20 protein-coding genes are annotated in these 22,095 nt (G+C 60.6%); 5 read left to right on the top strand and 15 right to left on the bottom strand.

Features of this window, described 5'->3' with window-relative positions:
* Nucleotides 1–22: 22 nt before the first annotated feature.
* The gene (locus IE127_RS05740; protein ID WP_189424195.1) at nt 23–244 is read left to right on the top strand and encodes a NepR family anti-sigma factor; all 222 of its coding nucleotides are present in this window, start codon (nt 23–25) and stop codon (nt 242–244) included.
* A 5-nt stretch (nt 245–249) separates the two neighbouring features.
* A complete protein-coding gene (locus IE127_RS05735) occupies nt 250–804 on the top strand; it encodes an RNA polymerase sigma factor (protein ID WP_189424193.1) in 555 nt (184 codons plus the stop codon).
* 1 nt (nt 805) lies between these two features.
* Here IE127_RS05735 and IE127_RS05730 read toward each other — a convergent pair whose 3' ends face one another.
* Nucleotides 806–1,201, bottom strand: a complete 396-nt coding sequence (locus IE127_RS05730) for a response regulator (RefSeq protein WP_189424191.1) — start codon at nt 1,199–1,201, stop codon at nt 806–808.
* A 98-nt stretch (nt 1,202–1,299) separates the two neighbouring features.
* Here IE127_RS05730 and IE127_RS05725 point away from each other — a divergent pair, with 98 nt between their 5' ends.
* The 3 genes from IE127_RS05725 to IE127_RS05715 all read left to right on the top strand — a co-directional run bounded on the left by IE127_RS05725 (nt 1,300) and on the right by IE127_RS05715 (nt 4,924).
* Nucleotides 1,300–2,055: a Crp/Fnr family transcriptional regulator gene (locus IE127_RS05725; protein ID WP_189424189.1), complete on the top strand. Its 756-nt coding sequence runs from the start codon at nt 1,300–1,302 to the stop codon at nt 2,053–2,055.
* Between the two features lie 71 nt (nt 2,056–2,126).
* A complete protein-coding gene (locus IE127_RS05720; protein WP_244639952.1) occupies nt 2,127–3,047 on the top strand; it encodes a diacylglycerol/lipid kinase family protein in 921 nt (306 codons plus the stop codon).
* 137 nt (nt 3,048–3,184) lie between these two features.
* Nucleotides 3,185–4,924: a sensor histidine kinase gene (locus IE127_RS05715; protein ID WP_189424188.1), complete on the top strand. Its 1,740-nt coding sequence runs from the start codon at nt 3,185–3,187 to the stop codon at nt 4,922–4,924.
* Nucleotides 4,925–5,100: 176 nt separating this feature from the next.
* Here IE127_RS05715 and IE127_RS05710 read toward each other — a convergent pair whose 3' ends face one another.
* From IE127_RS05710 to IE127_RS05645, 14 genes are all read right to left on the bottom strand, one after another.
* Nucleotides 5,101–5,463: a DNA gyrase subunit B gene (locus tag IE127_RS05710; protein WP_189424186.1), complete on the bottom strand. Its 363-nt coding sequence runs from the start codon at nt 5,461–5,463 to the stop codon at nt 5,101–5,103.
* Between the two features lie 210 nt (nt 5,464–5,673).
* A complete protein-coding gene (locus tag IE127_RS05705) occupies nt 5,674–5,832 on the bottom strand; it encodes a DUF3309 family protein (protein WP_189424184.1) in 159 nt (52 codons plus the stop codon).
* Nucleotides 5,833–5,869: 37 nt separating this feature from the next.
* Nucleotides 5,870–6,028, bottom strand: coding sequence for a hypothetical protein (locus IE127_RS05700; RefSeq protein WP_189424182.1), 159 nt, complete (start codon nt 6,026–6,028; stop codon nt 5,870–5,872).
* Between the two features lie 122 nt (nt 6,029–6,150).
* Nucleotides 6,151–7,029: a transglutaminase family protein gene (locus tag IE127_RS05695; protein ID WP_189424181.1), complete on the bottom strand. Its 879-nt coding sequence runs from the start codon at nt 7,027–7,029 to the stop codon at nt 6,151–6,153.
* The gene (locus IE127_RS05690; protein WP_189424179.1) at nt 7,029–9,443 is read right to left on the bottom strand and encodes a circularly permuted type 2 ATP-grasp protein; all 2,415 of its coding nucleotides are present in this window, start codon (nt 9,441–9,443) and stop codon (nt 7,029–7,031) included. The genes IE127_RS05695 and IE127_RS05690 overlap by 1 nt, the downstream gene beginning before the upstream one ends.
* A 3-nt stretch (nt 9,444–9,446) precedes the next feature.
* Entirely contained in the window at nt 9,447–12,794 is a 3,348-nt protein-coding gene (locus IE127_RS05685; RefSeq protein WP_189424177.1) for a transglutaminase family protein, read from the bottom strand.
* Nucleotides 12,795–12,872: 78 nt separating this feature from the next.
* A complete protein-coding gene (locus IE127_RS05680) occupies nt 12,873–14,456 on the bottom strand; it encodes an FGGY-family carbohydrate kinase (protein WP_189424175.1) in 1,584 nt (527 codons plus the stop codon).
* Between the two features lie 27 nt (nt 14,457–14,483).
* Entirely contained in the window at nt 14,484–15,158 is a 675-nt protein-coding gene (locus tag IE127_RS05675) for an HAD family hydrolase (protein WP_189424173.1), read from the bottom strand.
* A gap of 3 nt (nt 15,159–15,161) precedes the next feature.
* Entirely contained in the window at nt 15,162–16,643 is a 1,482-nt protein-coding gene (locus IE127_RS05670; protein ID WP_189424172.1) for a mannitol dehydrogenase family protein, read from the bottom strand.
* A 15-nt stretch (nt 16,644–16,658) separates the two neighbouring features.
* Nucleotides 16,659–17,672, bottom strand: coding sequence for an ABC transporter ATP-binding protein (locus IE127_RS05665; RefSeq protein WP_189424170.1), 1,014 nt, complete (start codon nt 17,670–17,672; stop codon nt 16,659–16,661).
* 10 nt (nt 17,673–17,682) lie between these two features.
* Complete coding sequence (locus tag IE127_RS05660; protein WP_189424168.1) at nt 17,683–18,513, bottom strand: carbohydrate ABC transporter permease; 831 nt, start codon at nt 18,511–18,513, stop codon at nt 17,683–17,685.
* A 13-nt stretch (nt 18,514–18,526) separates the two neighbouring features.
* On the bottom strand, nt 18,527–19,399 hold the full coding sequence (locus tag IE127_RS05655; protein WP_189424167.1) for a carbohydrate ABC transporter permease: 873 nt from the start codon (nt 19,397–19,399) through the stop codon (nt 18,527–18,529).
* A 194-nt stretch (nt 19,400–19,593) separates the two neighbouring features.
* Entirely contained in the window at nt 19,594–20,904 is a 1,311-nt protein-coding gene (locus IE127_RS05650) for an ABC transporter substrate-binding protein (RefSeq protein ID WP_189424166.1), read from the bottom strand.
* Nucleotides 20,905–21,104: 200 nt separating this feature from the next.
* On the bottom strand, nt 21,105–22,064 hold the full coding sequence (locus tag IE127_RS05645; protein ID WP_189424164.1) for a sugar-binding transcriptional regulator: 960 nt from the start codon (nt 22,062–22,064) through the stop codon (nt 21,105–21,107).
* Nucleotides 22,065–22,095: the final 31 nt, after the last annotated feature.

Below are 22,095 nucleotides of genomic sequence, written 5' to 3'. Positions count from 1 at the left end.
GGTGTGAAGGCAACTTAGTTAAATGTTAGAGGAAAGCTCTGTGTCACAGAGGCGAACGCGAGCGCCATCCGGACGGACCGAAGACGGGCTGGGAACAAACTCGGATATCGGATCAAGATTAAGGGCGCTCTACGGATCTGTGCAGGAAGAGTCGGTGCCCGACCACCTGCTGGACTTACTTGAACGGCTGGATCAGGCAGAGTCGACACAGCGAAACAAATCCGTCCAAGACGACGGAGAGTAATGCCGATGTCATCAGAGACCCCTTCCTTCAAGCGCGAAATGCTCGCGACCTTGCCCAGCCTCCGCGCGTTCGCGGTGTCGCTCACGGGGCGGCACGACAAGGCGGACGACCTTGTTCAGGATACCATCATGAAGGCCTGGGCGAAGCAGTCCAGCTTCGAGATGGGGACCAACATTAAGGCGTGGCTATTTACGATTCTGCGCAACGAGTTCTACAGCCAGATGCGCAAGCGCGGTCGCGAGGTGCAGGACACCGACGGCGCGTTTACCGAAAGGATGTCGGTACATCCATCGCAGTATGGTTCGATGGATTTGGCCGACTTCAAGAAGGCTCTCGATGCTCTGCCGGCGGATCAGCGCGAAGCGGTGGTTTTGATTGGTGCCTCGGGCTTTTCTTATGAAGAGGCTGCAGAAATCTGCGACTGCGCCATCGGTACAATGAAGAGCCGCGTGAGCCGCGCACGCTCGCGCCTTGCTGAAGTGCTGCAGGTCAGTGGAGAGGGCGACTATGGTCCGGACGCGGTTTCAGCGCAGGTAACCACATACTCCCACAGCCGCTAGTCTACGCTTGTGGTGCACAAAGCTCTGGCCCTTCGCTGCGGGCCAGAGCAATCTTGATGGCGTCCAGCAAGGCCGCATCCGAGAACGGCTTTACAAGCACCGGGACGTCGTGCTCGGCATGAACAGCCTGGCGCACCCGGCCTTCAGACGTTGTGACCACCGTCGGAACCGCAGCTTCTTCAAGCATTTTCACTAGTGTGAACGTCTGGGGTGCTTTCGCGCGCACTTCCACGATCGCCAGGGCCGGGGTCGCCGACCGACTTAAGCTGATTTGTGCGGCCTCGGCGGTGTGGGTTATCACAACCTCACCCGGATTGTGCGCATCGAGTATCCGCTGTATGTCGAGGGCGATCAGATATTCGGCCTCGAGAATGAGTGTAGGCTTGCCGCTCAGCATGCAGTCTCCCAGTTTGAGTTCTTATGAACTGATTTCCGGGTACCCTGTCATTTAACTATGACATGCGGCGGCTTGTGTGCGCGCAATGGACGTGAAAGATGAACCAGATTCTACCGAAAAACGATCGGAGGGTTGGGTGCCGTGAATGTCCGCTCAATCTGAACCCGTGCTTCCGCAGTTTCACTGCCGAAGAACTGGCGTTCATGGAAGATTTCAAGACCGGGGAAATCCTGGTCGGAGCCGGATCGACGATTCTTTCAGAGGGGCACCTGTCTCCGAACCTTTACACTGTGCTTTCTGGCTGGGCTTTCCGTTACAAAACGCTGGAGGATGGCCGGCGGCAGGTCCTCAATTATCTCTTGCCTGGTGACCTTATCGGTCTTCAGGGCACTGTGATGGGTGAGATGGAGCACTCGGTGGAGGCGCTCACCTCGATCACGCTGTGTGTGTTTCCACGGGATCGGCTGATGGAATTGTATGCCAAGCACCCCACACTCGGCTTCGATGTTACATGGCTGTCCTCGCGCGAGGAACGCATGCTGGACGAACATCTGCTCAGCCTCGGGCGGCGCTCGGCGCTGGAACGCGCGGCATATCTGCTGGCATTTCTGCATGCGCGCGCGGGCACCACGATCTATCCGAGCAACAGCACCAACTACATTCCGATCACGCAAACGCATGTGGCAGACACGCTGGGGCTTTCAATCGTTCATACCAACAAGACCATCAAGCGACTGATGGAACGCGGCGCGATCCGCTGGCTCGGCGGCGCGTGCGAGGTACTCGATGCGGAGAAACTCTCCAAGATTGCCGGGTGGCACGGGCTCGACGAGCGCGTACGACCGCTGCTTTGACTGTTCCAGGAACGATACCAGCCAGTAGCCGTTAATGGCCGTTACCATCCAGTATCTCCCAAGGAGTCCAAGTGCACTATCTCGCCATACTCAATCGTGATGGTGGCACCTTGCGCACAATGGATCTCGAGGAGTTCTGCCAAGATTCACGCCGGATATTTGAAGACAACGGTCACGAGTTCAGTTGCAGGATAGTACCCGGCAAGGAGATCGTGGAAGCGCTCGAAGAGGCCGCATCGAGCAGCGAGGTCGATGCGTTGATTGCGGGTGGAGGCGACGGAACTGTGTCGACGGCCGCCGCTATCGCCTTCAAGAACCAGATGCCTCTAGCGGTCTTGCCCGCCGGCACAATGAATCTGTTTGCTCGCTCGCTCAAGCTTCCGCTTGATCTTTACGAGGCACTTGAAGCCATCGCCGAGGGTGACGTCGACGCGGTGGACATCGCGACCGCCAATGACCGCACCTTCGTGCACCAATTCAGTGTCGGCATCCACGCGCGGCTGGTGCGTGTGAGGGAGACGTTTCCTTATCGCAGTCGCATTGGCAAAATCATGGCCTCGTTTCGTGCTATCAGCTCCGCAGTGATCGAGCCGCCGGAGTTCGAGGTGGAGCTGAAAACTCCCGAAGGCACGCAGAGCAGGCGAACCGTCGGCCTTTCGGTTTCCAACAACCCTTTTGGGACCGGGCACATCCCGCATGCCGATGAACTTCACGCCGGGGTTCTGGGCGTTTACATTGCCAGTACGATGAATACGAGAGAGTTGATCCGGCTCGGCGTCGATGTGATGCGCGGCACCTGGAATGGGAACCCGATGGTCTCAGAAGCGCGGGTCTCGCAAGTGGTCCTTCGCTTCCCCAAGCGCAAGAAGAATGCATATGCAGTGATCGACGGGGAACTGGTGACGCTCGAGCGCGAAGTCGAGGTGCAACTGCACGCAAGGGCGCTAAAAGTGATTGTGCCACGGGTTGCGCAACGTGTTGAGACTGCTTGATATGGTTTTTGAAACCGTGCAACGCATGCGTGATTACGCTGTAGAATTGTGTGTTATGCACAAGACTTCGTATCGAGTTCGAATGAGAGTCGGGACCTGACTTGACGGATGCATCGCCTCCTTTATCGGAGGAAATAATGGCAGCGCTGGAGGATGTGGCACGCCGCGAGGTTCTTGAGGACCTCGGGATCATGGATTCGTCCCCTGACCCTGATTTTGACCGGCTGACCGCAGTTGCGGCGCGCGTCTTCGGCGCAAAATATGCTCTTGTGTCTTTGCTCGATGAGCGGCGGCAGTGGTTCAAGTCCTGCTTCGGCGTTTCTGAACTCGAGGAGACGCCAGTGGATATCGCGTTTTGTGCGCATACCCTGGCAGCCGAAACGGACCACTTTATTGTCCCGGATATGCTCAAGGACGAGCGGTTTGTGTCGAACCCTTTCGTCACCGGGGATTTCAGGATCAGATTCTATGCCGGGGCGCCCATCGTTGTTCAGGGCCAGCGGCTAGGTACCCTATGTGTGCTCGACGTCGCTCCGCGAGAGCATGTGGATGGCGATCAGATTGATCAGTTAAAGGATTTGGCTGCTGTCGCTGGTGCCCTGATCGGGTTGAAGAACGAAGCCCTGGTGCGGGCTCGGACTGCCGCCGACCTGATGCGGGAAGAGTGGCGTCACGCTCTTACTCTGGAAGCCGGGAAGGTGGGCAGCTGGGTTTGGGACGTGAAGACCGGTGCGGTCGACTGCAACGAGACCTTTCGCGAAATGTATGGCTTCGCTGCCAATGACGATGTCACGATGGACCGGGTGCTGCAGCGCACCGCCGAAGATGACCGTGCTGCCATGCAGGGATCGATCGAGGGCGCGTTTGAGCGTGGCGATGATCATGTTGCCGAGTTGCGGGTCTCGGACTCCCAGCGCTGGCTGATGACGCGTGGACGTGTTTACCAACGCGATGCGGCCGGGGCTCCGACATTGATGATGGGCGTAGCGCTCGACATCAGCGCGTCAAAACGTTCCGCTGACCAGACGCGTCTGTTGCTGCGTGAGCTTAATCATCGGGTCAAGAACACCTTGGCGATGATTCAATCCGTCGCTCGGCAAACGATTCGGCAGACACCGGACCCGGCCGCGTTCATGGAAGCCTTTTCCGGCCGGCTAAGGACACTCTCTGATGCGCACGTTCTGCTCGCTGACAATGATTGGCGCGGTATTCGGCTGTACGAGATCATTGCATCCGAGCTAGGGCCCGACTTCATAAAGGCTCCTGATCGCGCCGACGTTCAAGGCCCGGATGTGTTGCTGCCCGCAGATCACGCGCTGGGGCTTGGTCTGATCATTCACGAGCTGACCACCAATGCCTATAAGCATGGCGCCTGGTTGGGAGACAGTGGCCTTGTCTCGCTTCATTGGTCGCTTGTTGACGGTGGCCTTATGATGCGCTGGAAAGAAACCGACGCCAGCACGCTGACCAAACCAGAGGCTTCCGGCCTCGGAATCAAGCTGATTGAACGCAGCCTTGCAAAGGTTCTTGATAGTTCGGTTGAGTTCAGCTTGACCCGGATGGCGTACGGGCGGACATCTGGTTGCCTCTGCCGGCAGAGCCGGCAGAGTAGGTCCGTTTCAGTCGCGGTCGCGCGACCGCGACAGGGCGAAGTACGCCACAGCTGCCAGCGCAGGCAAAGCAAGGATACGCCCGAGGCCCGATCTGAGGACCAATGGCGCTGCCGTTACTGCCGCCGACGTTGCAATCGTGCCGGCTTCATCGCGCCGACGACGCGCACGCTCCCGCTCTCTCTTCGCGGCACCGACATGCCGCAGAAGATGAACGATAAGGCCGAGCACGAGGGCGCCGGCCGCGATGGCCAGCGCTGCATATAGCGGTCCGATGGCCGTTCCCAACGCGATGTAGCCCGCGACAAGCAGGAAAATGGCGGCGATAAGAAGACAAACCGCAACGGCGACGTTGAAGAACGTCGCGCGCCGCAGATTGTCTATAGCCGCTTCTGTCTCCACGCCGAAGACAGAGAGGATGGAGAAAAGGATCCTCATGCCGATCAGTGGCGCGAGATGAGCGCCAGAAGGTAGCCGATCCCGAGAGCAGCAAAGACCGACGCGAACGGTTTCTCACGGATACGGTCCTTCAACTCCAGTTCCAGTTCGCTCGCCTGGTCCTCGATGTCTTCGATCGTATCGTTGATGGAATTCGTCGCACGGCGTTGGAAATTGCGGAACTCGGCGCTGGCCGAGCGCTGGGCGCCAGATACCCGTTCTCCAGTAAGATGTTTCAGGGTGTCTGCGATGCCGCGCAAATCTTCCTGCAGCTGGGCAACCTGTACTTCGAGCTTGCGCTCATCGATATCGCCTTTTGCTTCTGCGAACCGTGCAGCAGCTTCATCTTTTTCCGGGTTGCTGGCCATGTTGACGCTCCAGTTGGTGTTACGCTCAATAACGTATAGCGTTCCCAAGGGGTTCCAGCGAGTCCGGGCAAGAAAAAGCTCCGGTTCGCAGGGGGAGCGAACCGGAGCCTTGTAGTGCGGGCCAAAGGGGGGCGTCCTTGTCCCGCTAAGCGCTTCCCAAAAAGGGTCGGTTTTGAACCAGCGCCTGTGTTTCGTAAATGGTGCCGCGCCTTATATGGTTCCCATCAGAATGAGAATGAGAACGACAACAAGCACAACGCCGATGATGCCGGACGGGAAGTAGCCGAACCCGCGCGAATAACCCCATGTCGGGAGCGCGCCGATCAGCAGAATAATGAGAATAATGAGAAGGATTGTGCCTAACGTCATTTAAGCCTCCGATTTAAAGCTGTTCCGCCTGCTTTGATCAGTGCATCCCGACCAACAGGACCGCTCCCGCAGTCAGAATAAGCATGGCGGGCAGGAGCGCTTTCAAGAGGTCGGCATAATGCGTCTGTCCGTCAAAACCTTTAGGCGGCCAGGTAGCAGTAACAACTTTTTCGGCGTTGCGTTTTGCTTTGGACATCTGCAAGTCCTCCTTGTCCGTCGGCGCTCGATGTCCGACTTCTGGATGAGATGCAACATATGCTGCATTCGGGACAAGTAACGGGAAAAGGCCAACTTTGGTTCCGTCAACCTGTGCAGGAGCTAATCCAGCCGGATCACGTCAACGGATTGTCGCGTGGCGTGCGAGCCGCTGGTCTTGAGCACTCCCACAATCGGAGAAATGTCGGCGTAATCGCGCCCATAACCAATCTCAATATGATCGCCGGCAGCCTCGATGGCGTTGGTCGGATCGAAAGCCTGCCAGCCCATGTCGAGCCCGCACCAGACCCGCACCCAGGCGTGCATGGCATCGGCGCCCTCAAGCCGCGGTTTTCCTGGGGGCGGGTTGGTCCGCAGGAAGCCACTGACATATCCAGCGGGTATTCCCAAACCACGCAAGCCGCAGATCATCAGATGCGCAAAATCCTGACAAACGCCCTTTTTTAGCAGGAAGGCCTCGCGGGGGCCGGTCTCTACGTCGGTGGCTTCCGGATCGTAGGCGAACTCGGCATTGATCCGCTTGCACAAATCCATCGCTGTTGCCCGCACGGACGGCGATGCATCAAGCGAGGCGCGCGCGAACTCAGTGATCTCGGTGTCTAGTGGGACGCGTGGCGAACTGGCGAGGAAATGGTGGGGGCTATCGGGTGAAACCGACCAATGGCGCGAAAGATCCTGCTGCAGCCCTTCGATGGTCGGCGACAGATCAGCCGGAGGATGAAGGTCATCAACCTGCACCCGCGCTGCGAGACGGATGTCGAGGCTTTCATGCGGCTCGCGCAATACTATGCTGGTGACCGCGTTGCCGAAATAATCGTCGTAGCGATGTTCGACCGAGGGCGCCGGGTCACACCGAAGCGATGCAGCGATAACACGTTGCGAACCCGGGCGGGAGATCGGCTGCACGCGGATCAGGTGCCGTCCGCCGCTGACCGGTGCGTCGTAGTCATAGTGAAGTTCCAGGCGGATATCATACAGCATCAGGTGAAATACGCCGCGGCCAACAGATCTGCGAGTGTACTGAGGTCATCAGCCAGGGCGTCCAGCCTTTCCTGAGTGAATTCTGCCGGTTCGGCCACAACCAGCTGGGTATGCAGCTGTAGGGCACATCTGGCGGCAGGGGACAATTGCCCGTCCTCGACGCCGCCTGGCAGGGCCTCGATCTGCTCGCTGAGCTCAGTCAACTGAAACAACACTGATCGCGGATTGAGCTGATCAAGGACCAAGAGGTCAATGGCGCTTTGGGCACCGGCACTGACCGAGTAGCGCCTGCGATGTGACATGACGCTATCGCCGATCTCCAGAAGGATCTCGACAGAGCCGTCGGGTGCATCGGGCGAGGTGTAGAAGGCAACAGTGCGTGCCATGTGAATGGCGCGCTCGAGACGGCGCCCGAGTTCGAGAAAGCGCCAGCCGGCAAAACGATACATGTTCTCGTGCACGAGGCCCGAAAAGCCGGCGAGCTTGCGCAGCAACACCGTCATCGACCGGGTGGCATCGTCGCCGGCACGAACGCGGCCCGCCAGGCGTCGGGCAGATTTTTGCAGATCGGAAAGGGCCAGCCATCCATCCGGCGAGAACCTGTCCCGGATCTGGCCGGCACTGAATACGGCGCTGTCGATTGCCTGCAGCAGCGCTGTCGGAAGTGGCTCGGTCGCGTCAACGTCGACGGATTCGAGATAATCGCGCGTGTGGACCAATACCGGCAGTTGCGGATTGGACAGCTCTGCAAGGCGCGCATTATAGGCGCGTAGAATGCGCACCGTGCTTTCACAGCGCTCTATGTAGCGCCCGAGCCAGATGAGGTTATCCGCGGCGCGGCTTGGCAGATTGCCAGGCTGATTGCGGACCAGGCGCTCGCCGTCCTGCGGCAGCAGCGAGACGCGTTCGACAGGAGAAGAACTGATAACCCAAACGTCTGCGGCCTGGCCACCGCGCTGCATGGAAAGGGCGGCCGTATCGCCAGATGCAGAGCCGACGCGGGCAAACCCGCCCGGCATGATTGTCCAGCCGTGTTCGGTGCGGGCGGCGTAGACACGCAGCGTTATCGGACGCGCTTCCAGGCGACCATCGACATAGACCGGCGCGGTCGAGAGGCGCACGAGTTCCTGGCCGACATAGTAGACGCCGTTGGTTGCCAGACGCTCACGAAGCGCCGCCTTCTGGTCATCCGGCACGTCCGCGCCGAGCGCCGTGCCACGCGGGTCATCGAGTGGCAGTGTGGTCGAGAACGCCTGGCCCAGCACCATAGTGTCGAAATTGTCGAGGACGTGCTGCCGCTCAGCAGGCTGGCCGCACCACCACGTGGCGATCCCCGGCAATTCGAGATCGGTATCGAGAAAATGGCGCGCCAGGCGTGGCATGAAGGCGGCCAGAGCACGCGTTTCAAGAACGCCCGAACCGAGAGCGTTGATCATCGATATCGATTGCTGGCGGAGGGCCTCGACCATGCCCGGCGTGCCGATACGGCTGTCGTAACGCAGCTCGAGCGGGTCGACGAAGCTGTCGTCCATGCGGCGCCAGAGAACGCTGACCGGACGCAGCCCGGCGACGGTGCGGACCATCACCTGGCCTTCCTCGACCACCAGATCCTCGCCCTCGAGCAGCATGAAGCCGAGATAACGGGCAATATAGGCGTGTTCGAAATAGGTCTCGTTGTGCTGGCCGGGCGTGAGGATGCCGACGCGCCCTTCGAGCCGTTTGCCCTGTGCCAATACGGCATCGCGAAAATCGCGAAAGAAGCCGGCCAACCGGTGAATGTTCATCCCATTATAGATTTCGGAAAGGGCGCGCGTTGTGGCGACGCGGTTTTCGAGAGCGAAGCCGGCGCCGGACGGGGCCTGGGTTCGGTCCCCAAGCACCCACCATGTACCGTCCGGTCCGCGGCCCAGCTCGAAAGCGCAAAAGTGCAGATAGTGCCCGCTTGCCGGCTTTACTCCGACCATGGGGCGCAAGAACTCGGGATTGCGCGCAATCAGTTCGGGCGGCAGCAGGCCCTGCGACACCAGGGTGTTTTCCCCATAGATGTCGGCAACAACGTTTTCCAGCAGTTGCGCTCGCTGGCGCAGGCCGTGGGTGATCAGCATCCACTCGCTCTCATCGAGCAGCAGCGGGATATGAGAAAGCGGCCATGGCCGCTCATTGCCCTCGGCACCGTCATAGGTGCGATAGAAGACGCCGGCGTCGCGCAGATACTGGTCGGCGCGCTCGAAACGGGCGGAAAGCTCTTCGGGGCCGAGGTCCTCGAAGGCGGAAATAAGCGCCGACCAGCCGGGGCGCACATTGCCGGCCGGATCGATCATCTCGTCCGGTATCCCCTCCATGAGGGTATAATCATCAATGAGCCCGCGCGCCGCCGGAGGTTCGTCTCCCGTGCGCCGATTCCCGATATCCATTCGTCAGATCAAGCCCGGCGGCCTGCGCAGGTCAAGAGTCATTGGAAACTCTTCCAATGAAGCTTCAGGCAAGAGGGTGTAAGCACCGGCGGTATGGTTGTGCGGCACGAAGCGGGCGAGGCGGCGCGCCTCGGCTTCGTTGTTGTTGATGGGGAACGTCTCATAGTTGCGCCCGCCCGGATGCGCGACGTGGTAGACGCAGCCGGCGACCGGCCTGCCGGTCCATTTGTCGAAGATGTCAAACACCAGCGGCGCATCAGCCGGTAGAACCGGATGAAAACCGGACGCCGGCTGCCAAGCCTTATAGCGGACGGCGGCGACATGCTGACCGCTTGTGCCGGTGGACCGCATCGGCAGGGGACGTTGATTGCAGGTGACGGTGTAGCGCGATGGATCAGCACCAGTGAGCATCACCTGCAGTCGCTCGACCGAGGAATCGACGAAGCGCACCGTGCCGCCTATGGCACCGCTTTCTCCTGTGACGTGCCACGGCTCGAGCGCCTGACGCAGCTCGAGCCGCATGCCGTCGAATTCGACCTCGCCGCAGAACGGGAAGCGGAATTCCAGTTGCGCCTCGAACCACTCAGCCTCGAACGCAAAGCCGTGATTGTCGAGATCGGAGAGAACGTCGCGGAAATCCTGCCAGACGAAGTGTGGCAGCATGAACCGATCATGCAGCGCGGTGCCCCAGCGCGTGAGCTTGCCTTGCGCGGGTTCGGCCCAGTAGCGGGCGATAAGGGCACGGACCAGCAATTGCTGGGCAAGGCTCATGCGGGCATTCGGCGGCATTTCGAAGCCACGAAACTCGACAAGACCCAGCCGGCCGGTGGGTCCGTCGGGCGAGAACAGCTTATCGATGCAGATTTCAGCGCGGTGCGTGTTGCCGGTGACGTCAACGAGCAGATTGCGGAACAATCGGTCGACCAGCCAGGGGCGGGGTGGTTCGGCGCCCGGCTCCGGGCAGTGCGCCAGCGCGATCTCGAGTTCGTAAAGACTGTCATGCCGGGCCTCGTCGATGCGAGGTGCCTGACTGGTCGGGCCGATGAACAGGCCCGAAAACAGGTAGGACATCGAGGGGTGACGCTGCCAATGCAGGATCAGGCTCTTGAGGAGGTCGGGACGGCGCAGGAACGGGCTGTCTTCGGGGGTGCGCCCACCAACGACCACATGGTTGCCACCGCCAGTGCCGGTGTGCTTGCCATCGATCATGAACTTGTCGGCGCCGAGCCTCGATTGGCGTGCTTCCTCGTAGATCGCGGTGGTCGTCGCGACGCAATCATCCCAGTTGTCGGAGGGGTGAATGTTGACCTCGATGACGCCGGGGTCGGGGGCGACGCGGATGACGTTGAGGCGTGGATCTTCTGGTGGGGCGTAGCCTTCGATCTGGATGGGAAGGCCGAGCGCCTTCGCCGCGGTTTCTGCGGCGGCGACGAGTTCAAGATAGTCTTCGAGGCGTTCGACCGGCGGCAGGAAAACCCAGAGGCGCTGATCGCGCAGCTCTGTGGTGACCGCCGTGCGCACCTTTCCTTCAATCTCGCCAAGCTCTTGTTCGGCGCGCTCCTGAGGCGCGGCGAGGCTTGGATCACGTTGTCCGCGCGGATCAACCGACAGGCCCTGCCCAAGGCGGACGGCGCCAGGCAGCATTTCGTGCGGTTCAGGCAGCGGCGGGCGCGGGACACCCGGATCCATCGGCACCACGTGCGGATACTCGGTTTGTTCGAGATGCGGCAACGAGGCTAGAGGCAACCGGTAGCCGGCAGCGGAATCGCCTGGCATCAGGAACAATCGCCCACGACGGGTGCGCCAGACCTCCGTCAGCCATGGGCTTTGCGGTGCAGAAGCATTCCAGCGCTGGATAGGCAGTACATAACTGACAGGCTCGGTGAGGCCACGCTCAAACACCGTGGCGATACGCGCCCGCGCTTCGGGGTCCTGAAGCTCTGAATTGGCGGGATCGACATTGTCGGGCAGCATTGCCTCTCGCAGCAGCCATTCACCCGGATCCTCGTATGCCGGGGCGATGGTTTCGCCGCCGACGCCAAGCGCGTCGGCCATCGCCTCGAGCAGCCGGCCGGCATCTTCCGGCTTTGCGTTGCTGGGGGCGCCCTCGCGCGAAATCAGATCTTCGTTTTGCCAGACCGGTTTTTTGTCAGTGCGCCAGAACAGCGAGAACGTCCAGCGTGGCAGGGTTTCGCCCGGGTACCATTTGCCCTGACCGTAGTGCAGCATGCCGCCCGGCGCGAAGCGATCGCGCAGCTTGCGAATGAGCGTATCGGCAAGCGCGCGCTTGGTGGGGCCGACGGCAGCGCTGTTCCACTCCGGAGCTTCGAAATCATCAATGGAAACGAAGGTTGGCTCGCCGCCCATTGTCAGCCGGACGTCGGCATCTTCAAGTTTTTTGTCGACCTGCTTGCCAAGCGCATCGAGGCGTTGCCAGCTCTCGTCCGAAAACGGCTTGGTGATGCGCGGGTGCTCGGCAACGCGGGTCACCGTCATGTCGAAAGAGAAATCGACCTCGGCATAGCTGGCAGTGCCGGAGATGGGCGCTGCCGTGCGGTAGTGCGGCGTTGCGGCGAGCGGCACATGGCTTTCGCCGGTTAAAAGCCCCGAGGTCGGGTCGAGACCAACCCAACCGGCGCCGGGCAAAAATACCTCGCACCAGGCGTGCAGATCAGTGAAATCATGGTCGGTGCCTGCGGGGCCATCGAGTGATTGCAGATCTGGTTTCAACTGAATGAGATAGCCGGAGACGAAGCGCGCAGCGAGCCCGAGATTGCGCAGGATCTGGACCAGCAGCCAGCTGGTGTCGCGGCACGAGCCCTTGCCGGCGGTGAGGGTTTCCTCGGGCGTATAAACCCCTGTTTCCATGCGTACGATGTAACTGATCTCGCGCTGGAGGCGTGCATTGAGCGCCGTGACGAAGGTCACGGTATTCATCGGTGTGCGGTCGATAGTATCGAGGAAGGCTTGCAGCGCCGGGCCGGTTGGCTCTGGGGTCTTGTAGACCTTGAGATCGTCGGCGATCTCCTCGGGGTATGCGAACGGCCAGATCTCGCCGCTTTCCTCAACGAAGAAGTCGAAGGGATTGTAGACCGTCATGTCGGCGACGAGATCGACTTCGATCTTCAGTTCGCGCACTGGCTCGGGGAAAACGAACCGGCTCTGGAAATTGCCGTAGGCGTCCTGTTGCAGATTGACGAAGTGATTGGACGGAGTGACTCGCAGCGAGTGACTTAGAACCTTCGTCTTGGAGTGGGGCGCGGGCTGCAGTCGGATGATCTGCGGCGCCAGGTAGACGGGCCGATCATAGCGATAGTGCGTCAGATGATAGACGGCGGCTTTGATGGACATGCTGACCCTGACGCATTGTTCGTACTTAAGGAACGACTTCGCCAATGCTAACGCAAGTGCATCACCTCAGCTAGCAGGCTAGCGCATGGTATCAATTACCTGACGGTGCCGCGTCATCTCTAGAAAGATCCGGTAGTCACGCTCGAACCGTTCGCGTGCGTCGGGGTTGGGAAGGCGTTCGCTGCGTCCCTGCTGCATTCCGGTGCATGCTGCATTGAGGTGCGGATAGTGTCCGGATGCCGTGGCGGCGACCATGGCCATACCCAGCAATGTCGCCTCTGGGGCTTCCGACTCCATCACCCGACAGCCGGTGGCATCGGCGTACAGCTCCATCAGCAGCGGATTGCGGGTATGCCCGCCGGTGACATGCAGCGTGTCTATGGCATAGCCCCTGGTGTTGAGAGCATCGAGAATGTGACGCACCCCGAGGGCAATAGAGACGGCGGTGCGCCAATACAGTCGGCAGAGGCTATCAAAGTCATGATCGAGGGTCAGCCCATGCACAACGCCACGCGCTTGCGGATCTGCAAGGGGTGAGCGATTGCCATGATAGTCTGGCAGGACATGCAGGCGCGAAGCGAGGTCATAACCCTCGACGCTGCGGAGCGCCGTGATCCGTTCGCCGATCTTTTGATGCATCGTGCTATCGGGATTGCCGCCCGCAGCATGGCTGCGAATGACGTGATCCAGAAGGGCGCCGGTCGCGGATTGCCCTCCTTCGTTGAGCCACGCGTTTGGCAGGGCGGCTCCGAAATAGGGGCCCCAGACGCCGTGTATGGGGCGCGGTTCTGCAGACAGGGCCATGACGCAGCTGGATGTACCTGCGATCAGGGCCAGATGCCGGTCGATCGTTTCGACGTCATTGGCAAATCCACCGAGGACACCGAGCGCGCCAGCATGGGCATCGATCAAACCGATGCCGACCTGGCAGTTGGTCGTCAGACCAAGGGCTTCAGCGGCCTCCGGTGCCAATGGCCCGGCGGAGCTGGCGACGGGTTCGGCACGTTCGGGAAGTCGGCCACGCTCGAGAAGATCCTCAAGCCCCATCATCTCCAGGAAATCCTGCTGCCAGCCGACGGCCTCGTGGCCGAGATAGGTCCATTTGCAGGTGAGGGTGGACTGGCTGCGAGCCAGAGAGCCAGAGGCTTTCCAACTCAGAAAGTCCGCAAGATCGAACAGATAGCCGATGCGATCCCAGTGCTCCGGCTTGTGGGTCTTGAGCCACATCAGCTTCGGCACCTGCATCTCCGGCGACATGACGCCGCCGATTGAAGCGAGCACGCGATGGCCGGAGAGGGTGCAGGCTTCGGCCTCGGCGAGGGCGCGATGATCGAGCCAGACGATCGTGTCCCAATGATCCTCATCATCGAGACTGACAGACAGGGGCAGGCCATCGACGTCGCGCACGACAAGCGAGCAGGTTGCGTCAAAGGCGATGCCGGTGATCGCACTCGGGTCGACACCAGCTTCGGCAACGGTGCTGCGGACGGCGAGGCAGACAGCGTTCCAGATGTCTTCGCTGTCATGTTCGGCGAAGTTCGCATCGCCGCGATTCATCAGGATCGGATGCTCGGCACGCGCCAACATCTGTCCGCTCGGGGTGAATAATCCAGCACGCGCACTGCCCGTGCCGACATCCACCCCCACTAACAGGCTCTCCATCCCGACCTCAGTGCGCGTTTTTTGCCGTTATGGCCGGGAGCCTATAAGATCAGGCAGGTTCTGCATATCGCTGAAAATGCGGTCAGGTGACAGCGCTGCAAGGGCCTGCGGCAGTCCCGCCGGTTCGGCGTGCGTACCGCCGATGAAACCGAAGACCTGCATACCGGCAGCACGTGCCGCCTTGACGCCTGCCGGGCTGTCCTCGATCACCAGGCAGCGTTCCGGCGCATGGCCCATCTGTTTTGCAGCATGCAGGAACAGGTCGGGCGCCGGCTTGCCGTTCTCGACCATGCTGGATGAGTAGATGTTGCCCTCGAAATGCGGGAGGAGGCCCGTGGTCTCGAGGCTGAGCCGAATGCGCTCAGGCTGGCTGGACGAGGCGACGCAGAAGGGACGGCCGAGTCTCGGCAGAATTTCTGGCAGGCCGGAATTCGCCTTCAGCTCTTGGCGGAACAGCGCATAAAGGTCCGTCCGCATGCTTTGAAGAGCCGCGTCGCCGAGCGGGGCGCCGTGGCTATCCTCGAGGGTCTTCGAGATGGTGGCGAGCGAGCGACCCAAAAACTCGCGATAGGCATGTTCGGCATCGAGCGTGATGCCTTGCCGACCGATGGCCTCGATCAGGACGCGCATGGCAAGCGGCTCGCTATCGACGAGAACGCCATCGCAGTCGAAGATCACGAGGTCGATCGGCTGGGCTGTCATGGATCAGAAAAGCGTCCCTTCGAGATAGCGCGTCACGGTTTTTTGCGTCCCGTCGCGCCAAAGGGCCTCAAGCGCTTTGGCGAAAGGCTCGGCGAAGCGCTGTTCCTGACCGAGATTTCCGTAAATGTCCACCATTTCAAGCCAGGCGGCCGGGTTGTCGCGCGCCAGCTTTGCCTGTGCCGTCAGACGCTCCCAGATCGGATCATTCGGCTCGATGGTCTCGCCGGCATCCGTTGTGCCGAAGCAATAGCGGCACCACAGAGCGCTTTCGAGCGCGAGCCCCTTGACCGATTGCCCCGCCGCGAGACGGTCGGTTACCGAGGTGAGGATGAATTTTGGCTGGCGGTTCGAACCGTCGAGCGCAAGCCGCCTGACGGTGTCGCCAATCTTCGGGTTGGCGAAGCGTTCGGCGACCTGCTGGTAGTAGGCGTCGAGATCGGTGTCCGGCACCGGTGGTACGGCGGGGATGATTTCTTCGCGTTCAAGCTTCTCGAGGAAGGCGCGGACCAGCGGGTTCTCCATCGCCTCATGAACGAAATGGATGCCCAGCAGCCCTGCGGGGTAGGCGATGGTTGCGTGTCCGCCATTGAGGATGCGGATCTTCATGGTCTCGAACGGCGTAACATCCGGCACGAACTGGACGCCGACCTTTTCGAGTGCGGGACGTCCTGCGGTGAATTTGTCTTCCAGCACCCATTGGCGGAAGCGCTCGCAAAACACCGGGGAGGCATCGGCAATGCCGAAGTCCTCGGCAAGCAGGCGCCGCTCACGATCCGAGGTCGCGGGGGTGATGCGATCGACCATGCCATTGGGGAAAGAGACATTGGCCTCGACCCAATCGGCGAGATCAGCATCGAACAGGCGCGCGAGGCCGACGACAGCGTCGCGGGTGACCTTGCCGTTGTGCGGAAGGTTATCGCAGCTCATGACCGTGAACGGCGTCTGAGATTGGGCGCGACGATTCATCAGGCCGGCAAGAATGAGCCCGAAGGCGGTGCGCGGCGCCGACATGTTCTCGGCATCGTGGACGATATCCGGGTGCTGCGGATTGAACCGCTGCGAAGACGGATCGATGTAGTAGCCGCCCTCGGTGATGGTCATCGACACAATGCGGATGGCGGGATCGGCCAGCTTTTCGAGGATCGCCGCGCTGTCGGCCGCGGTCACATAATCGATCATCGCAGCGGTGACGCGCGCGCTCGAGGAATCGGCTTCCTGCTCGACAACCGTCGTCAGCCAGTCCTGCCCCTCAAGCGCCGAGCGCATCGCGTTGTCAGCTTCGCGCACCCCGGTGCCGACGATCGCCCAATCATGATCGCTACCAGTCGCGAACAGGTCGTCAAGATAGACAGCCTGGTGGGCGCGGTGAAAATTGCCAACGCCGAAGTGCAGGATCCCGGGACGCAGCTCGGCGGGGTCGTACCCCGGAACGCTTGCAGTTTCGGCGATCGACGGGAGAGTCGCAGCCGAGAGTTTGGTAGGCATGGGATAGGTCCTTGCTCAGGCTTGGCCATGCGACAGCGCGGTGCCATCGGCGCTGAAGCGGTAGATGCGCTGGGGATCAGGCGTCAAGTGAACGGTCTCGCCGTTCTCGAAGGTCTCGTCTCCACCGGTGCGCACGGTGATCAGCCCGAGGCGTTCGACATTGACGTGGAGGAACGTGTCGGCGCCGAGCTGTTCTGCAACGGCCACCTTGCCGGTGAAGGTTCCGGATTCGCGGGACAGCTGGAAGTGCTCTGGGCGAACGCCAATCGAATGCGCGTCATAGCGGGCGGCGTCCTGACCGTCGATGAAGTTCATCTTCGGGCTGCCGATGAAGCCCGCGACGAACCTGTTAGCTGGCTTGCGGTATAGTTCGAGCGGCGTGCCGAACTGCTCGACCTTTCCGGCATTCAGCACGACGATGCGGTCGGCCATGGTCATGGCTTCGACCTGATCGTGGGTGACGTAGATCATCGTTGTCTTGAGCTGCTGGTGCAACTCGGTGATCTCGAGACGCATGTTGACGCGCAGCGCGGCATCAAGGTTCGACAGCGGCTCGTCGAAGAGAAAGGCCTTAGGTTCACGAACGATGGCACGGCCGATGGCGACACGCTGCCGCTGGCCACCCGAAAGCGCGCGCGGACGGCGGTCGAGGTAGTCATTCAGGTTCAGCGTGCGGGCCGCGTAATCGACTTTCTGAGCGATGACGTCCTTTGGTGTATTCGCCATCTTGAGAGGAAACGCGATGTTGTCGCGTACGCTCATATGCGGATAGAGCGCGTAGGACTGAAAGACCATGGCGAGGCCGCGCTTGGCGGGCGGCGCATTGGTCATATCGGCCCCATCGAGCTTGATGGTGCCGCCAGTGGTGTCCTCAAGGCCGGCGATCAGGCGCAGCAAGGTGGACTTGCCGCAACCGGAAGGACCGACGAAAACAACGAACTCGCCGTCCTTGATATCGAGGGAGATGTCCGGAATGACCTGGACGTCGCCAAAGGCCTTATTGACATGATCGAGCGTGATAGAGCCCATCGGTGTTCTCCTATTTGACGGCGCCGAAGGTCAGGCCGCGCACGAGCTGCTTCTGGCTGAACCAGCCGAGGAGCAGGATAGGCGCGATGGCGAGGGTGGATGCGGCAGACAGCTTGGCCCAGAACAGACCTTGCGGACTCGAGAACGAAGAGATGAAGGCCGTCAGCGGCGCTGCCTGCGCAGCGGTCAGGTTGATCGTCCAGAATGCCTCGTTCCAGGCGAGAATGACGTTGAGCAGCAGGGTGGAGGCGATGCCGGGAATGGCCATCGGCACCAGAACGTAGACGATCTCCTTCCACAGCTCGGCCCCGTCCATGCGGGCGGCCTCAAGGATGTCGACCGGGATCTCACGGAAGTAAGTGTAGAGCATCCAGATGATGATCGGCAGGTTGATCATGGTGAGCACGAATGTCAGCCCGTGCACTGTGTCCAGCAGTTGCCAATCCCGGAACAGCAAGTAGATCGGCACCACGACGCCGACGGCCGGCATCATCTTGGTGGAGAGCATCCACATCAGGATGTCCTTGGTGCGCTTGGTTGGCGAGAACGCCATCGACCATGCCGCCGGCACGCCGATGAACAGTCCGATCAGGGTCGATCCGACCGAGATCAGCACCGAGTTGAAGAAGTGCTTGAAGTAGTCGGAGCGGGCCTGAACGTCGAAATAGTTCTCTAGCGTCCAGACGCTTGGCAGCACCACCGGTGGCGAGGCAATCGCCTCGGACTCGGTCTTGAAGCTAGTGAGAATGGCCCAGAGAATTGGGAAGAACAGGATCAGCCCAACGAGCCAGGCGAGGACCGTAAAGGCAATCTTTGTTTGCGGGCGAACTGAGCGTGCCATCGTCTGATCCTCCTCAAGTGTCCAGGTTCTTGCCGACGGCGCGCATCAGGAAGATGGCGACGATATTGGCGAGAATGACCGCGATGACACCGCCCGCCGAGCCGCCGCCGATATCGTAATTGAGCAGTGCGGTGCGGTAGACGAGGAAGGTCAGATTGGTCGAGTTGTAACCGGGCCCGCCATTGGTGGTGACGAGAATTTCGGCGAAGATTGCCAGCAAGAAGATTGTCTGGATCAGCACCACGACGGTGATGGCGCGGGCCAGGTGTGGCAGGATTATATAGAAGAACCGGTTGAAGGCATTGGCGCCATCCATCTCGGAGGCTTCCAGTTGCTCTTCGCTCAGTGATTGCATGGCGGTCAGGAGGATGAGCGTTGCGAACGGCAGCCACTGCCAGGCAACAATCAGGATCACCGCGAAAAGCGGAACCTGAGCGAACCAATCAATTGGGCTTATCCCGAAGAACCGCGCGATATGCGCGAATATGCCGTAGCCGGGGTGCATCAGCATGTTCTTCCAGATCAGCGCCGCCACAGGCGGCATGACGAAGAACGGAGAGATCACGAGGATACGAACGATCCCTTGTCCGAACATCGGCTGGTCGAGCAATAGCGCGATAAGCGTACCGCCGATGACGGTGATTGCCAGAACGCCGCCAACGAGGAGCAGCGTGTTGACCATCGACTGCACGAAGGCCGGATCGGTGACAAAGAATTCGTAATTGAACCAGCCAGCAAAGCTCTGCATCGCCGGGTTCAGCAGATTGTAGTTCTGGAACGAGAAATAGATCGTCATGCCGAGCGGCACGATCATCCAGAGCAGCAGCAGCACCACAGCGGGTGCCATCATCGTGCGCGCAAGAGCGCGGGTCTGGCGGGTTGCCATTAAAGTCATCCTCCTGGCGCCGGTTGCGATGGCGCGGTCCGGCGTATGGCGAACTGAGCCGGTAGTGTGACCGCCCGGCCCGTGGAGGAGGGCCGGGCGGCATACGCACGAAGACACCGGCAAGGGAGGAGAGTTTGCCTTGTCGAGCGTCTTCGAGGCGGCAGTGCGGCAACTGGGGCCGCGCTGCCAAAGTGCTAGTTCATGTAGCCGCCGCGGCGCATTTCACGCTCGGCCACCGACTGGGCCTGGGACAGGGCGTCGTCAACCGAGCTCTGTCCGGCAAGCGCTGCCGAGAACAGCTGGCCGACAGTGGTGCCGAGACCCTGGAATTCCGGGATCGCGACGAACTGGCCACCGACATAGGGGACGGGATCAACTGTCGGGTTGACGGTGTCTGCGGCGTTGATCGCATCAAGGGTGATTTCCGCAAAGGGCGCGGCCTCGATGTAATCCGGGTTCTCGTAGAGGGAGGTGCGGGTGCCGGGCGGAACGTTTGCCCAGCCTTCGTTCTCTGCGACCAGGTTGGTGTATTCCTGTGACGTTGCCCAGGCAAGGAACTGCTTTGCAGCATCCTTTTGCTGCGAGCTCTCAGGAATGCCGAGGTTCCACGACCACAGCCAATTGCCACGGTTGTCGTTGCCGGTATCCGGAGCAACTGCATACCCAACCATGTCAGCGACTTCGGAGTCATCGGGGTTGGAGACGAACGAGGCGGCGACAGTGGCGTCGATCCACATGCCGCAGCGGCCCTGCTGGAAAAGCGCGAGATTTTCATTGAAGCCGTTGGACGAGGCGCCGGCAGGGCCGGCATCGTTCATCAGGTCGACGTAGAAATTGAGAACCTCGTTCCAGACCGGCTGATCGAACTGCGGGTTCCAGTCCTCATCGAACCAGCGGCCGCCGAAGGCATTGGCCATCGAGGTGATGAGGGCCATGTTCTCGCCCCAGCCGGCCTTGCCGCGCAGACAGATGCCGTTGATGTCGTTCTCACGATCCGTCATCGCGCGAGCAGCTTCTGCCACAAACTCCCAGGTCGGGTTTTCGGGCATCTCGAGACCGGCCTCTTCGAGCAGGTCGGTGCGATACATGATCATCGAGCTTTCGCCGTAGAACGGCACGGCATAAAGGGTGCCGTCGACGCTGAGGCCGCCGCGGATCGCCGGCAGCAGATCATCAACATTGTAGTCTGCGTCTTCCGCAAGATCGTCGAGCGGCGCGAGCCAGCCCTGACGGCCCCAGATCGGCACTTCGTAGTTGCCGATTGTCATGATGTCGTACTGGCCGCCGCCGGTTGCGATGTCGGTGGTGACACGCTGGCGCAGGGTGTTCTCTTCGAGAACGACCCAGTTGAGCTCAATGCCGGTTTCATCGGTGAAACCCGACGACAGCTCCTGCATGCGGATCATGTCGCCATTGTTGACGGTGGCAATCGTCAGGGATTGCGCCGAAGCGCTGCCAACGAGCGCAATGGTCAGCGCGCCCACGAGAAAGGGTGTGTTTTTCATAATACCTCCCATCGGTCGTAACGGGCATTTGTTACGAGGATGGGCAAATACTCACAGGTTGGGCGGCAGAGTCAATCCCCCTGCGCAAGGCTCCTTTGCCGTAAGCGCATGGGTTCGGCTGCGCCAACAACCAAGCGTTCAGAACCTATACTGCGGAATTTGAAGGGGTGTAGGCTATAAAAGCCTTTTATTGCAGTGGGTTATTCAGTGGCCAGAAGCCCCTCGGCCGTCAGCTCGTCAGTGATCAACCCGTTGACCAGGCGCCTGTTGAGGGCCGCGCGAATACCGGGCAATTTTTTCTCGCCTTTGGCAATTGCTACGACCAGCGATGTTTCGCGCGAGGGAATCGGCGCACTGGCAACACGGTCATTGGTGAACCCCTCGATTAGCCGGCCGTCGGCATTGAAGGCCCAGCCACATAGTTCACCGACCGCGCCCGCTTTTTGCAATGCCTTGAGTTCGGCTTCGGTGATGAATCCATCTTCATAGAGCGGGGCTTGCGGGCCAAGGTCGCCCACGCCCACAAAGGTGACATCGGCACGCGCCGCCAGTTCGAGCGTCTCGCGGATCATCGGCTGACTGTGCAGCATTTCGCGTTCCTGCGCCGAGGATGCGATCACAGGCAGGGGCATCGGGAAACTGCGCGATTTAACGACGTCTGCAACATTGAAGATGACGTTGTAAAAGGCCGCTGATCCGTCCGGCGCGATATTGCCGGTCAATGATACGACCTTGTGGTGCGGGCATTCCATGGGGGTCAATTGCTCGATAGCCGCCTTCAGCGTCCGGCCCGTGCCGATGGCTATGATCCTCGGTTCATCGAGTTTCAGCCAACGCTCGATTTCCGCTGCCCCCGCTTCGGCAAGTCCGATCGTGGTCGAGGGGCTCTCGGGATCGCTGGGTACTATCTCGACAAGATCGAGCGAAAAGCGGGATTTCAGCCGGGCACCGAGATCCATGCAGCGCCCGATCGGGTGATCGAGCCGCATCTTGATCAGACCCTCGCTGACCGAGAGCGAGACCAGCCGCTGCGCGGACTGGCGCGAAATCCCGAGCTTGGCCGCAATCTGATCCTGGGTATTGCCTGCCACATAGTAGAGCCAACCCGCGCGCGCCGCATCGTCCAGACGGTTCGCCGAAATTTCCTGACGTGTGGCCATGTCACTCCCTTTGCGGGGCCGATTATTCAAT

The sequence above is a fragment of the Devosia pacifica genome (assembly GCF_014652635.1).
GTDB lineage: Bacteria > Pseudomonadota > Alphaproteobacteria > Rhizobiales > Devosiaceae > Devosia > Devosia pacifica.
Note: the sequence above shows the minus strand (reverse complement) of the source record. Positions and strands in the feature narration are given on the sequence as shown.